We start from the raw sequence: 16,619 nt of genomic DNA, 5'->3' as shown, positions 1-16,619 counted from the left end.
GATGATACGGACCGATTTAGAAGTATTTTTGAGCAAAGAGCTAAAGAATTTATTAGGGCTTGAGGCTGATTTTAGTCTGGACCCGAATGTAGATTTTTCTCAATACGGGATGAATTCCATCGTTTCTGCTCGCTACACACACTTGCTTTCCGAGGCGTTCAATGTTGACTTGTCGCCAAAACAAATTGTGGATTACAGCACCATTGGTAAATTGGCTGAACATCTCACTGAAAACTATGCCGACAAGCTAAGTGGTCATAATGTAAGCGCTAACGGCATTGCCTTAAATGAACCCGTGCAAGCGCCAGCAGAGTCTCAAGCGCCTCAAGCGGCAGCTCCCGAGGAAAACGCGCAAGCCATAAGCCAAGAAAAACCAGAAAGCGAAACAGCAAAGGCGCAATGGGTGCAAAAAATCATGGCGCAACTTAAGCAACGTATAGCAAAGGCTGAGAATGATGAAACCTCTGCTCTGAATTCGTCGCGCTTAAGTCGTGCGAAAAATCAGGGCGCGAACGAAGTAGCGTCCAAGAAAAAGCAAAGCCATAAGCAACCTAATCCCGGTCTCGATTTCAGCTTTATTTTCTTCTCCACTAATAACAATCAGCAAGTCTTCGACGACAAATACGAGTACGTTAAAAACATTGCCAAATTCGCCGATGCCAACGGCTTTAAAGCCTTGTGGATGCCAGAACGTCACTTTTATGAATTTGGCGGAATTTTCCCGCAACCTGCGGTGTTATTGTCGAATATCGCAGCAGAAACCAACACTATTCGCTTGCGCTCCGGGAGCGTGATATTGCCACTGCATCATCCTGCGAATGTGGTGGAGTCGTGGGCGGTGCTGGATAACTTGTCCAATGGTCGCGTAGACATGGGCTTTGCTAGCGGTTGGAACCCTAACGACTTTGTGGTTTCCCCAGACACCTTCGACAACCTGCGCGACGTGTGGTTTTCGCGCATGGAGGAAGTGGAACAATTGTGGCGTGGTGACACCTTAAAATATCTCAACGGCAAAGGCGAACCCGCGCCAATTCGCGTTTTCCCGCGTCCACTGCAAGAAGAATTAAACATGTGGGTCACGGTTTCCGGTAATCCAGAAACCTTCAAAGAAGCCGGTAAACGCGGTTACAACGTGCTTACCATGCTCACCAGTAAGCCCATTGAAGAACTCGCGGAAAACATCCAAGTGTACCGCCAAGCGCGCGCCGATGCAGGCTTCGACCCAGAAACCGGCGTGATTAGCCTTATGCTGCACAGCTACGTACATGAAGATGAAAGCAAAGTAGAGGCGGCAGTCAACGAACATTACTTCGATTACATCAAAAGCGGCCTAATTGGGCACATGCAAGCGCGCGAAGAAACGCCAACCGAAGAAGAAATTAATCGCGTTGTTGAGCACTCTTTTCATTTCCAAAAGAAAAACAGCGCGTTGTTCGGCAATTTGGAACATTGCGAAGCGTTACTTGCCAAAATGCACAGCGCTGGCGTGAATGAAATTGCCTGTTTAGTGGACTTTGGCATTAGCGAAGCGCAAATGTACGAAACTCTGCCTTACTTAACCCAGTTAAAAGATCGCATGCAGCCGCATTCCTATGTGCCTCCGGTGAGCTTAGCGCAAGCGATTAAACGGGCTTCCGCTACACAAGCGAGCGCTGTAGCGCAGCAAGAATTCGCCATTGTTGGCCTTGCTGGGCGCTATCCTAAGGCCAGTAACATCGATGAGTTTTGGCAAAATCTCACCAATAACGTGAGTTGTATTAGCGAAATTCAAGACCGTTACGATTGGCAGGCCATTTATGGCGACCCGAAAAAAGAAGTGGGCAAAACCAACATCAAACATTTTGGTTTAATGGATGATGTGTTCCATTTTGATTCGGCGTTTTTCAGCATTTCCAAGCGCGAAGGCGAAGTCATGGACCCTCACGCACGCTTGTTACTGGAAGCCGCGTGGCAGTGTATTGAAAATGCCGGTTACGCACCGAAGCAATTACATAACAGCAAAACCGGTGTGTTCTTAGCTTTCTATAACTCCGAGTACGGCAACTTGCTGGCGCAAATGGACATAGAAAAATCCAGCGAACCTTACATCAGCACCGCCTTAAGCGGCACCATTAAAGCCAATCGCATTTCCTACATTTTAGGTTTAAAAGGCCCCAGCGAAGTATACGACACCGCGTGTTCTAGCGGACTTGTTGCCATGCATCGCGCAATGCAATCCATTAACGCGGGCGACTGCGACCAAGCTTTAGTCGGCGGCGTCAGTTTGTTGTTAACACCTGACCGTGTTGTGTCGTTATCAAAAATGGGCATTTTGAATGAGTCTGGCGTGTGCAATCCGTTCTCCTTCCCAGCTAATAAAGAAGTGATAGGCGAAGGCGTTGGTTGTATTTTAGTGAAACCACTTGCCAGTGCAGAAGCCGCAGGCGACCACATATACGCCGTTGTGTGCGGTTCCGATGTAAATCACCATGGGGATGCGTCTGGACGATTAACCATGCCATCGGCAAAAGCCATTGGCGAGTTGATGGCGAAAACCTACACCGACCTTGGCGTGAATCGCGACCAGTTGGTGTTTATTGAAGGTCACGGTTCCGGTAACGATTCTGATGCCGTTGAACTAATGGCGCTCCGCCAATGCATTCAACAGTTGAACGGTTACGAAAAAGCCAATAACCAACCGGATTCCGATGCCCCAATTTATGTGGGCTCGGTGAAATCCAACATTGGTTTTGGTGAAGCCTCTGGCGGCATTGCACAACTTACCAAAATGGCGCTTTCCCTGAATTACAAACTGTTGCCTGCCACACTCAATTTCGACGCAGTAGACCCAAGCGTGGACTTAAGCGATACGCCGCTTGCCATACAAACGCAAAACGTGTCGCTGGATGAACCCGCAAATCATAAGCCGCATTACGCAAGCGTGATTGCTTACGGTTTGGGTGGCACCAATGCTCACATTGTGTTGCGTGACTATCAAAGCAATTCGCAAACAAAAGCGCAGGCAAAAGCACACACCTACTCAAATGAAAACGTGCCGTTTGTGCTTTCGGGTAAAAATCACGATGAATTGCTGAGTTACGCACAAAGCCTGTTCTCGCATTTAAGCAATAACGCTGCGCAAAAACGTTACGAAAGCAGCGCCCCGAACTCGCAAACTGCGCTGCTTAACATTGCGCAAACCCTAATGGGGCGCGACCGTTTAGCCAAGCAGCGTGTGGTGTTCCTTGCACCCTCTTATGGCGCCCTGTTAGCGCAGCTAAAACAGTTTATTGAGTTGAACCAAGCGGGTACGAACACCAATGTGCAACTATCGCAAGACGCTTGGGTTTGTAGCGCGCACTTTACTGACAACGCCGCGATAGTCAGTGACGAAGCAATTGAAAACCTGTTGGCGAAGCGTGATGTTGCTTCGTTAGCGCAAGCATGGGTGCAAGGTAACAAGGTGGATTGGCTTGCGCTGTTCGAACACAAACCCTATCAAAAAGTAGCATTACCGCCTGCGCCATTCACCCGTATTGAGTTGAAATTACCGATGATGCCTGTACAGGAAAAAACGGTTTCAGGCGCTCATTGGTTAGCATCGCGCATGAGCGTTGAACAAACAGAAAATGCGTACCCGGAACATGCACAGGTAGCGCCAACGCGCGTGCGTATTCGCTTGCAAGCAAACGACTATTTTGTGCAACAACATGTGGTGGATGGCACCCCAGTATTGCCTGCTGCTGGCTACTTAGCCGTACTTGGAGAGGTGGCGCAACAGGTGTTTAAACGGGATGTCTGCTGCGTGAAAAATCTCGCCTTTTTGATGCCGTTTGAATTGCCACAAGGCGCAACGGCAAGCGAGCTCGTTATTGAATTTGAAGCAAACGGGCAGTTTCGCTGCTATCAACAGGCGTTAAACGCCAATTTACATGCCTCTGAACCCTCCACAATAAATACAGAGGAAGCGGCAAAACTGTGCTGTAAAGGACAATGGGTTGTGCAATCACAAGCCGTTAACTTTGCGCCGCGAGTGGATGTAAATGCCTTAACCAAAGCGACCGAAATCGCTAGCGAAAGTGCATTTTGGGACATGATGAATGCGCCCGAAGCGAAGCAGTCTCACGGGGCGAACATGCGTCGTTTACAGGCGTTGCATGTGTTGCCGTCTTTATGTGTGGCGAAACTGGCTGCCGAGCCACAACGCTTGCCTTTGCAAGCCGCGCCATTCCTAGACTCTGCCTTTGCTGCAAGCGTGGGGTTTGCTATAGCTCGCCAAGATGAAATGTCGCCAAGCGTACCGTTTTCTATCGAAGCTTGTTATCTGCTTAGCCCGATTACAAGCGGCACCGCGCTATTTGCCAGTGTGTCTGAACGTGAGGGCAAACTCACCCGTTACGACATCAGCATTGAAGATGCGAATGGCAAGGTGTACGCCGTTATTCAAGGTTATTTTGCCAAGTCGTTCGAGCAATTGCCGGTGGCGGCTGTGCAGTCATCGTCAGTCTCTGCGCCAGCGCACATTCCGGCGCAAAAGCCTGCGCCAGTAAGCCAAGCAGCAACCCCGACTGTTTCAAGTTCAAATCATCCAACTAGAGTAGGTGATACTGTGACAACCACTTCTTTGTCGACTTTCCTGATTGAACAATTCCGCACCATGATTGCTAACTTTTTGAAGTTAGATATTGATGAAGTGCCAGTGGATGAAGGGCTTGAGCATTTAGGCATGGATTCGATTGCTGTTAACGAGTTAACCGAGCAGGCTAACCAATCCATTTCCATTGATATGCCTGCCACTTTAATGTTCGAGTACACTTGCATTAAGGATATGGCGGAATTCCTTGCTGAAGAATATCAAGAAGAGTTGATGCAAATCTTTGGAAATGATTTAGGGGTTAATGCTGAATCGAAAACTGAAGCCAAGGCCGAATCAAAACCTGAACCACAGGTAGCGGCTGCGCCAGAAATGGCGGCAATGTCGATTGCACCCGCGCAAAGCGGTGCTACGGCGTCCGTTGCGGTTTCTCAAACAGTCGCAGCTAAAGAGGTTACTTCTCATGCCGCAGAGCCAAAATCACCAAGCGGTGAAGTGGCCGTGGTGGGTGTTGGCGGTTTGTATCCGGGCGCAGACAATGCTCACGATTTCTGGGAAAAATTGCGCAAGGGTGAAGACTTAATCACCGAAATCCCTGCGTCGCGCCGTCACTTGGTTTACGCCTTGTTTGAAGAAGACATGACCGAGCTAAAAGGCTTGTACGGCGGTTTTGTTGAACATTCCGATTACTTCGACCCAACCTTTTTCGGGTTAAGCGAAGAAGAAGCCTTAGCAATGGATCCGCAACAACGCTTGTTCCTAGTGGCAAGTTGGCAAGCCATTGAAGACGCAGGTTATTATCCGTTGTCTTTCTCCGGCAAAAAAATCGGCGTGTATGCTGGTGCCATTGCCTGTGAATACTTGCATTTAGTATCGCAACATCGTTTCGACTCGCAATTTGTTGGAACAGGCTGTGCTATTTCCGGTATTGCCAACCGCACTTCTTATTTCCTTGATGTAAACGGGCCAAGCCAAACGCTCGACTCCGCGTGTTGCAGTTCGTTATATGCGGTGGATCGAGCGGTTATCGACATTAACGCTGGCGTTATAGACGCCGCGATTGCTGGTGGCGTGAGCTACATTTGCACGCCAGATGGTTTTAACGCTTATCTTTCAATGGATTATTTGTCGGATGATTTCCGCTGCAAAGCCTTTGCCGCAAACGGCGATGGTTGGAGTAAAGGTGAATTATTCGCGGCGGTGTTCCTAAAACCTTATGTGCAGGCGCAGCAAGATAACGACCATATTTACGCGGTGATTAAAGCCACCGGCACAAATCACGGCGGCCGTTCGCATTTCTACGAGCAACCCAATTCCAACAAACATGCAGAGCTGATTACTTCGGTTTATCGCAAAGCCAAAGTCGACCCGCGTCAGGTGGTACACATTGAAGCGCACGGTACAGGCACCGAAATGGGCGATGCCTTGGAATTCAACGTGATCTCGAAAAGCTTGAAAGAATTGGCGAAAGCACAACAGCTTGATATTGGCCGCAACTACTGTGGTTTAGGTTCGATTAAATCCAATGTGGGTCACAGTGAAGCGGCGGCAGGAATTGCCGGTTTCATTAAAACCGTAATGATGCTGCACCACAAAACCATTGCACCCACGTTGCATGTGGATGCGCCGAATCAGCACATTCGTTTGCAAAAATCGCCGCTCTATATTGCTACCGAAACGCGTCCGGTGGTGAATGCCGGTTACGGTGAGGAAAGTATTGCCAGTGTACATTCGTTTAACTTTTCCGGCGCTGCTGCTCATGTTGTGCTGGCGAGCCACAGTGCGCCGCAAGCGGCAGTGAATGTGGCAGGGTTGACTCGCTTCCCCGTGTGTTTATCGGCAAAAACGCCCAGCGAATTGCTGGCTTACGTGCGTAAACTAAGCGACTTCGTTTCGGTGTTAGATACCAACGTAGATGCAAATGGCAATGCCTATTTAGCTTCATTAGTGATGACGCTAAACCGCAGTAAATCCTACTTTGAACACCGTTTAGCATGGACAGTCAGCTCCATCAGCGAACTGCAAAGTCGTTTGCAACAAGCACAATCTTTATTTGTTGCTTCAACGGTTCAAGGGGCGCAAAGTGAGCAATCCGATGCGGTTCAAATTAACCCTACTGCGCTCACCGCTTCTGGCTTCCAGTATCAGGCATTACTAAGTAAATCCGCTAAGAAAGTTGCAGAATATCCAGCGCTGGTGGATGCCAATGTGGATGGATTAATCAGCTTATGGCTAAGCCAGCCCAACTTCGATTGGAACCTGCTTATTGCCCCGCTGGGCGTTGCTAAAATGGCGCTGCCGACCTATCCATTTAACTTAACACACAGCTATTTGCCGCCGGATAAACGTAAACCCAAACTGGTTACACAAACCTTGCCAACACAAGCCGTTGTGAATGCGAGTGCGCCTGCGCCGCGGCCGGTAAGTCAACCCACAGCGCTTGCTCAACCCACTGCACAAGTTGCCGCGCCGGTTGTTCGAACGTCTGCAAAAACACCGGTAAACAAAGGGCATATTAACGCTTTCGTGAAAAAATCTTTGGCGATGCTCTTTGATATGTCGCCAGCGGATGTTGACCTCAATATGGAAATGCATGCATTTCCCTTCGATTCGTTGGGTATTGTGACCTTGTCTGAGGGCATTAATCGTGAGTTTGGTTTAGAAAGCACGCCGCCGGACTTCTTTGCTTTTGTTGAGCTAAAAGATATTTCCGAGTTTATTGAAGAACAATTGTCTTTGGTATCTGAAAACGACACCCCGGTGGCTGAAAATAACGTGGAAGCTACTCCTTCTGCGCCACCTTCTCGAGTAACGCCGGTTGCTACGCCAGTTCAGGCACAGGCGGCTATTGGTGAGGTGAATCAACATACGCCAGCCACGCAAAACCTTGAAACAGCAAACGACAGCGCTGTCGCCATTATTGGTGTTAGCGGCGCTTTCCCCAAAGCCAACAACCTCGATGAATTTTGGGATGTGCTGAGTAATGGCAAAGATTGCATGGCAGAAGTGCCTGATGATCGCTGGGACTGGCAAGCTATGTGGGGCGACCCAAGCAAAGAGGCAAATAAGTGCAACGTAAAGTGGGCCGGATTCATCGACGATGCCTTCGCGCTCGACAGCAACTTCTTCGAAATCTCCCCACGCGAAGCCACGTTAATGGATCCGCAGCAACGCTTGCTATTAACCCACGCGTGGAAAGTGGTAGAAGACGCAGGATACGCACCCTCTAGCCTTGCTAAGAGCAATACCGCCGTGTTTGTGGGGATCGCTACTAACGGTTTTGATCAGGTCTTAACTGATGCTGGACTCGACATAGATGGACACTCGGCAACCGGATTGTCGGCATCGATTGGTGCCAATCGCATTAGCTATTTCATGGATTTACACGGGCCGAGCGAGTCTATCGACACCGCGTGCTCTAGCTCATTGGTTGCTATTCATCGCGCAGCACGTGTGTTGCGTAACAAAGAAGCGCCGCTGGCAATAGCGGGCGGGGTTAACGTGTTAGTGAATGGCGATATTCACGCCAGTTTGAACCGCGCGGGCATGCTAAGCCTAGATGGCCGCTGCGCCACCTTCTCGGATAAAGCCAATGGTTATGCCAGAGGCGAAGGTGTGGGTTTGGTGTTACTGAAACCCTTAACGCAAGCGCAAGCCGATGGCGATCATATTTATGGTGTCATCCGTGGCAGTGCAGAAAACCACGGTGGTCGCGCGAATTCATTAACTGCACCGAATCCAAAAGCGCAAGCAGCATTGTTGACGGCGGCGTATCAAGACGCTGGAGTCGACCCAGCCAGTGTCAGCTTTATTGAAACTCATGGCACAGGTACAGAACTTGGCGATCCGATTGAAATCAACGCATTGAAATCCGCATTTGCTTCGTTGCTGAAAGAACGTTCATTAAAAGACGGTACGACAACTTCGGCAACGGCGCATATTGCGCTTGGCGCAGTAAAAAGCAACATCGGTCACTTAGAAGTGGCAGCAGGTGTAGCCGGTTTCATTAAAGTGCTATTGCAATTTAAGCATCAAACCCTTGCCAAAAACCTGCATTGCGACACGGTAAACCCTTACATACGTTTACAGCAGTCGCCGTTTTATGTGCTACAAGAACAAAAACCGTGGACACGCTTAGCTGATGCCCAAGGAAACGCATTCCCGCTGCGAGCTGGCGTGAGTTCCTTTGGTTTTGGTGGTGCGAATGCCCATGTGGTGTTGGAAGAATATATCGCGCCGGCTGTTACATCTGCTGTTAACCATGCAGCAGAAATCATTTTGCTTTCAGCTAAAACCGAAGCGCAATTACGCGAGCAAGTACAGAATTTACACGAGTTTGTGTCGAAACAGGCGCTTAATGAAAACACTAATCACCTCGACTTTGCCTCATTGGCTTACACCTTGCGCGTAGGGCGCGATGAAATGCGCCATCGCTTGGCCTTTGTTGCTAACGATTTAGCCGATTTACAACATGCCCTTGAGCACGTTTTACAAAATGACGTCAGCGACCGCACTTATTACCAAGGCGAGGTGGGCAGTCAGGATGAATTGCTACAACGCTTCACTGACGATAGCGATTTTAGCGAGTTATTAAGCAAATGGTTAGCAGCCAATAAAACCGACAAATTACTTTCGTTATGGGCCAAAGGTTTAGATATTCCTTGGCAACACTTGGCAAATTCCACACAACCTTTGCGTCGCATGAGTTTGCCAACTTACCCGTTCTCGAAAAAAGCGTATTTGCCCGCAGCGAAAGGCTTGAAAGTAAAAGGTGTAAAAGCGAAAGAGGCGCAAACAAGTTCTGCGACAAGCGCGCTAAGTGTAGCGTTAGCCAATCAGCACAACCCAGTTTCAAAAGGGGATGACGTGCTGGCTGTTCAAAACACCGTTGAGCAGTCAGCACCGATTCACGCTCAAGTTGGCGTAACGGCTGCCAGTATTCAGCCAGTGAATAAACCTAAGCCCAAATTCAGCTTAGGCGCACCATCGGATGTGTTGACATCGCAAACACAGCCTACGTCCAGTGTTCAAGAAACGGTGATAAGCCAATCTCAAGATAAGATTGAAAACACCGCCCAAGCGCAACCTCAAACATTGCCAGAAGCGACTATTTCACAAGCACCTGCAACGCAAGTGGATGTTGATTCCCTTGCCGCACAATTGGCAGAAGGCTTAGCACAGGCGTTATATCAAGATGTTGAAGACATCGAACAAGACAAAAGCTTTGTTGAATTAGGGTTAGATTCCATTCTTGCGGTGGAGTGGGTGCGTTGGATTAACCAACATTTCCATATCGACTTCCCCGTAATGAAGTTGTACGACCATCCTAATATTCACGCCTTGGCACAGTTTATTGCCGGTTTGATAGGTTCATCTGCAAGTGCCGTGGTGGATGCAAACATCCACACTCACGCTAGCAGCAATGCGGCACTAACTCAGCCCGCTTCTCCTACCTTGGTTGAGCCAGTGCCTGAACCTGTTACGGAAGGTGCTTCTGAAAGCGTCGATGTAAATACCTCAGTTACTGCATCTGTGAATGCCGATGACGTGCAATCCCAACTTCAAGAAAGTTTGGCAGAGGCGTTATATGTTGATGCCGACGATATTGATTTAAACAAGCCTTTTAATGAATTGGGGTTAGATTCGATTATTGCTGTGGAGTGGGTAAGAAGCATTAACCAAGACTTTGGCCTTGCTATGCCCGTGACCAAAATTTACGACTACCCAACGATCAGCGCGCTAACGCAATTCGTTGCAGGTGAAGCTTCAAGAGTCGGCGCGGTTGCGGGAAAGTCTAATGCGGGTGCGCTAACAGAAGAAGTCGCTGCGCAACCCGTAGATATGCAAACTGCGATTACCCAAGCTGCTGCGCCTATCGAAAAAACAGCAGTCGAACAAACGTCAGTGTCAGCACCAGAATCAGCGACCATGCAAACCTTGCCACAAGGACCTAACGGTTTGGTGATCTCCAGCGTTCACACGCTCGATGAAATCGCCATTAAGCCTTGGCAAATTGGCGCATTAAAAGATGATGAAATCACCCTAGAAGTTAAAGCCTCGGCGATTAATTTCCCCGATACCATGTGCGTTAACGGTTTATACCCAACTCTTCCGGCGTATCCTTTTGTGCCGGGCTTTGAAGTGGCTGGGGTGATTACGCAGGTTGGTGCAAAGGTCACTAAATTTAATGTGGGCGATGCGGTAATTGCCATCACAGGTGAAAACTTGGGTGGTCACGCACAATTCGTTAATGTGCTTGCAACAAGTGCAGTACGAAAGCCGCGCAATATCAGCTTCGAGCAAGCCTGTAGCTTGCCCGTGGTGTTTGGCACTGTGTTTTGTGCGTTTGAAATGGCTAAGCTGCAATCCAGTGATAGCGTGTTAATTCAAACCGCCACAGGGGGCTGCGGCTTAATGGCGCTTCAACTTGCCAATTTAATTGGCTGCGAGCGTTTTGCCACCACCAGTAAAGCCAACAAAATGCAGATTTTGGCGCAATTGGGTGTGCCGCATATTTTGAATTACCAACACAAGGCAGGAGAGCTGCCTTTCGATGAGCAGATTGCGCAAATTACCCAAGGTAAAGGCGTGGATGTGGTTTTAAACATGTTGTCCGGCGAGGCGATTCAGCGCGGTATTAATTGCTTAGCAGAATCCGGTCGTTACCTTGAATTAGCGGTGCATGGCTTAAAAACCAGTGGCAAGTTGGACTTATCTCGCTTAGTCAGCAATCAACAATTCTTAAGCATGGATTTTCGTAAGCTAGCCTTAACGGGCGGCGGCGAAAAGCAGCAAGTGATGGACATCATGGTGGACATGGTTGAAGCGCAATTGATTGTGCCGATTGTGTCCCGTGTTTATCCTTACGCAGCCATTCAAGACGCGTTGAAATATGTGTCTCAAGGTGAGCATATTGGCAAGGTAGTTATTAGCCATCAGGCCACGCAAATGCAGGATTGTACGCAAGAATGCATTGCCATGATGCAGCGTCAACGCCAGCAAGCTAAGCCAGATTTGTTTGAATCAAACACGACATCAAGCCATCAGAATTTAGACGATAAGCGCATTGCGGTGATAGGCATGGCTGGGCAGTTCCCTCAGTCGCCGGACTTAGACGCTTTTTGGGACAACATCGCCAGCGGCAAAGACTGCATTAGCAAAGTGCCGCCAAGCCGTTGGTCTATCAACCAATACTATGATGCTGACCCACAAGCACCGGGCAAATCTAACTGCCAGTGGATGGGGGTGTTAGATAACGTCGACAAATTCGACCCATTATTCTTTGCTATTTCACCCGCAGAAGCCAAATTCATGGACCCGCAACAACGCTTGTTCTTGCAAGCCTGTTGGCACTGCATTGAAGATGCTGCCATCAACCCAGATACCTTATCTGGCAAACGTGTAGGTGTGTTTGTTGGCTGCACAACGGGGCAGTATGGCGATTACGAAGATACCGATGGGTTGAGCGCACAAGGGTTGATGGGCGGTAATCCGTCGATTCTTACCTCGCGCATTTCCTACTTCTTAAACTTAAAAGGCCCTAGTATTGCCATTGATACCGCCTGTTCGGCGTCTTTGGTGGCCATTGCCGAGGCGGCAAACAACTTATTGTTAGGCCAATGCGAAATGGCATTAGCGGGTGGCGTTAGTGTGATTTGTGGCCCAAGTTTGCATGTCATGACCACCAAAGCCGGCATGTTATCGGCAGATGGTCGTTGTTTCACATTCGACAACCGCGCCAATGGTTTTGTACCCGGTGAAGGTGTGGGTGTGGTGTTATTAAAACGCTACGCACAAGCCTTAGCCGATGGCGACCCGATTCACGGCATTATGGCGGGGTGGGGCGTTAATCAAGATGGCAAAACCAACGGTATTACCGCGCCAAGTGCCGCGTCGCAAAGCGAGCTTGAGCAGCAAGTGTATCGCGAGTTTGGCATCTCGCCGGACAGCATTTCCTTGGTGGAAGCCCACGGCACTGGCACGAAATTAGGCGACCCGATTGAAGTGGAAGCCTTAAAAGAATCCTACGCTGCCTTTACGCAAAAACAGCAATTCTGCGCGCTGGGTTCGGTGAAGGCCAATATCGGTCACACCCTTGCCGCTGCGGGTGTGTCCGGGTTCTTAAAAGCCTTGTTAAGTTTAAAGCACAAACAGTTGCCGCCAGTGGCGTCTTATCAGCAACAAAATGAGCATATCGACTTAACCAACACGCCGTTTTATGTGAATACACAATTGCAGGATTGGCCGCAAGGCGAGCATCCTCGCCGCGCAACGGTTAGCTCGTTTGCCTTTAGTGGTACCAATGCGCACATGGTGTTGCAAGAAGCGCCAGTACGCCAATCGCTTGATGTTCAGGCTCAGCCGCACCTTGTTGTGTTATCGGCGCGAAGCGAAGAGCAGCTTGCTCAACAAATACAGCAATTAGCCGCTTATTTGAATCAGCCCGCTAACGCGCAAACCAATTTACTTGCTTTAAGCTACAGCTTGATGCTCGGACGCAAACACTTTGCGTATCGTGCCGCGTTTGTGGTGAATAGCGTGAGTGAGTTGTGCCAGATGCTAGCCCAAGCGCTAAATCAAGCGCCAAGTGAATCCGCAGGGAATAAGCTTACTCAGGCTAATTTCTATCTTGCTAATACCCGCGACAAGCAGCAAAAAGCGGCCTTTACCGCCGGTTGTGATAAAGCTCAGTTGAACGCACATTTACAAGCAATGCGTGCAGGCGAAGCGGCTACTCCTTCGCTGTTAACGACCTTTGCACAAGCCTTTAGCTTGGGTTTGTTCAATGGTGACAGTGCCTTGTTCGTGAATGAAATTGGCAATAACACGTTAGTTCGTTTGTCGTTGCCAACGTACCCGTTTGCTAAAGAAAGCTATTGGTTTAAGCCGTTTGATGAAGCGAACCGTGCCGATGCTAAGAGTGCAAAAAGCGCAGTCTCGCAAACTAACTCTCGGACAACGGATATTTCCCCGTCTTTATTCCGCTTTGACGTGAACGGCGAGGGTTATTATTCCGAAGCTCTCGCCATTGCCAGCGTGCAGCAAACTTTAGCCGCGCAAAAAATGCAGGCGGCGCTGAACGGTAAATTCCGTGGTTGGGCGGTACACAATTTAGATTTAAACGCCGTACTAAACGGTAAGTTAGTACCTGCGCCGAGTGTTTCCGATGAATCATCCGGCATCTCACCGTTTGAGGTGAGCCTAAACCCAAAAAACAGTCACCCCGAAAATAGTCTTACCGAAAACAGCTTTGGCGATAAGACCTTGGATTTCACGCTACGCTGCATGGCAACAGGGCAACAAACCCATGCATGCGCCAGTAGTGTGGTAAGCGAAGCGTTAAGCAAACTGGATGTGACGCAAATTCAAACGGCGCTGCAAGACGCGCCAACGTCAAAGCCAGCGCCAACGTTAGGTGTTGTGCGTTATCCAGAAAGTGTGCAAAGCCTTAAAGCGCTGAGTATGGGAGCTTTGGGCGCATCAAACGTGAGTGCAAAAAATCAACAAATTCTGGTCAACATTCGTGTGCCTCATGGCCTGATTGGTCAGCAAGATATTGAACTAGCGTGCTGTTTTGATGCGGTAATCCAAGCCTGTAATGCCTATGGGCTTGCATCTGCCAAGGTTGGCGCAGCAGAAAATACCTATTTCAGCGTAAAAGCCATTGGTGAATTGGCGGCGTATGCGCCCCTAGAAACCGTGATGTGGGCAGTGATTAATGTGCAACCTCGCGTTGAGGGTGACAGTGAAATTGACGGCGAAATGCGCGTTAATGTGTCGCTGTGCGATGCCAACGGTAATATTCGCGCGCAAATCCAACAACTTTGTTTGCAGCCGATTACGCTTGCTCACATGCCGGTCTCTGAAAACGATTCTCCTAAAAAAGCCTCGCCTGAAAAGCCATTATCGCAGAAGAAATTATCAGAGAAGCCAAGCAAACCACTCGACTGGATGCTTCTGGCAGAAGAAGTTGAGGCCGCGCCTCATGCTGCTTCGAAAGAGGCGGGTATCGACTGGTCTCAAGCGGTAACGCAGTTTGCTGGGCAGTCGGTTTGGGTTTTGTATCAAGATGAAGCCGAAAAAGACGCGCTTAAGCAAATTGCCGAGGCGTTGCTTACGCATGGCAAAGAGAGCGTTAAGGAAAGCGAAAGTACAGCTTTATTGGGCTGGCAGTTTTTACCGCTTACGTCGTTAGCATCGGAAAATGCATTAGCGTCACTTCCTGCCGATTTAGTTGAAAACGCGCCTAACGTGGTGTTGCTGCTTGGTGACAGCCGCACAGATGAGGCCGCAACTTACCGTGCTAGCAGCATCGGTAATGCTTTTGCTGCCATTAAATTATTGCAGCGCCGTTTTTGGGATAGCGCGATTCGTGGTTACTACGTGTTTGCGCAAAATGCCCAACAAAACGCCGTTGATTTACAAGCGCTCTCTGGCTTATTAAGCACTGCCAGCATGGAAAATAGGCGTCATCAGTGGAAGTCGTTGAATTTTATCGACGAGCAACCCGCACGCCGCGCCCAGTGGATCATGCAAGAATTATTGGCAGATACACTTCAGCCAAACCAAGAATTATTCGTGAAAGTGCGTTTCCAGCAAGGTGAGCGTTACCTTGAGCGCTTACGCATTCAAGATAACAACACGTTAGCACTGCCTTCACCTGATGCTAGCTCAGCCGTTCCAGCCCCCGCTTTTAAAACCGGCGGAACTTATTTGCTGGTGGGCGGTTTAGGCCCCATTGGTGAGTTAGTGTGTCAGCATTTGGCGAGTCAATATCAAGCCAATATTGTGATTGTGTCCCGAGGCGATTTAAATGCCACCAAGCAAGCACAAATACAGGCGTTAACAGCAATGGGGGCAAGGGTTCACTACGAACAAGCGGATGTCACCCATGAGCCTGCCTTGGCAGCCGCAATGCAACGTATTTTGTCGCAATTCAGTACCATCAATGGCGTGATTTTGTTGGCCAATCAGGTGCAAGACGAAATTGTGGTGAACAAGCAATGGAACGACTTTCACACCAATATTCAAACCAAAATTCAAAGCTGCTTATTGCTGGATAAACACACGCAAACACAACCTCTTGATTGCTTCTTGATGTTTTCCTCCATTGCCGCGTTTGGTATTCCCGGTTCTTGCGATTACGCCTACGGCTCGGCGTTCCAAAATGCCTTTGCACAACACCGTAATCGTTTGGCGAAACGCGGGCTTCGTCACGGTTTTGCCAGCAGCTTATGTTGGGGACCTTGGACAGTGGATTACTACTTGCGCCAAGAGCAAGCCGCGGGCGACGACACCGATCGTATGCGTAAATTCGCCCAGCAAGGCACGGATTTAATCACCCTAGATGCGGCTGTAAGTGTGTTCGATAACGCTAATTTAGCCAACGCCCCTGTTGTAGGTGCGGTTGCCGTTGCCGATCGCCAAACCTTCCTGAAGGTTATGGGTTTGCAAGCGGAGCCAGAAACCGAGCAAGTGCCCGTTACCGAAACCGCGAACACGCGCGTTTCTACAGCAACAACCACAACCACAACCACAACCACAACCACAAGCACAGACGACCCTGTTGAAGCGCAAATTAGCCAGTGGGAACAAGCGTTAGAAAAGGGCGAATGGCTCGACATCAACCGCGTGAAATCCGGTTTATCGATGGACGAAATTAAGGTGATGCCGCCTGCGCTTATCCATCGTTTACATAGCGTATTAAGCGCGTGTCAGCAGCAAAAAACACCCGCGCCAGTTGCAGAAACGCCAGTGAGCGCGCCAAGCAAAACACCGACGGAAATACCAACAGAAACATCAGGCGAAACACCCGAGGTTTCCGATGTGGTGGCTCAAACCGTCGCAACCGTGCTGGAGCTGAACGACATCGATCACGAGGAAACCTTCCAAAACTATGGCATGGATTCCATTGTGGCGATGCAGCTTGTCACCCGCTTAGAAAAACAACTCAAGGTGGATATTCAGCCAAGCTGGCTGGTGGACTTCCCCACAGTTGCAAGCTTTTCTGAGCATCTTGAAAACCAAAAAGTCAGTGTGTAGGAGG

General features: G+C 49.3%; 1 protein-coding gene. It reads left to right on the top strand.

Going from position 1 to position 16,619, the window contains the following annotated elements; translation table 11 throughout:
• Position 1 precedes the first annotated feature (1 nt).
• Positions 2-16,615, top strand: a complete 16,614-nt coding sequence (locus HJG39_RS16515) for a MupA/Atu3671 family FMN-dependent luciferase-like monooxygenase (protein WP_268410861.1) — start codon at positions 2-4, stop codon at positions 16,613-16,615.
• Positions 16,616-16,619 lie beyond the last annotated feature (4 nt).

Source organism: Alteromonas sp. a30 (assembly GCF_026788005.1).
GTDB lineage: Bacteria > Pseudomonadota > Gammaproteobacteria > Enterobacterales > Alteromonadaceae > Paraneptunicella.
The sequence above is the reverse complement of the archived record's forward strand: the minus strand, read 5'-3'. Positions and strand labels throughout refer to the sequence as shown.

Excerpts from the sequence above, each read along its gene's own strand:
- HJG39_RS16515 (WP_268410861.1), top strand. The coding sequence starts at position 2 with ATGATACGGACCGATTTAGAAGTATTTTTGAGCAAAGAGCTAAAGAAT.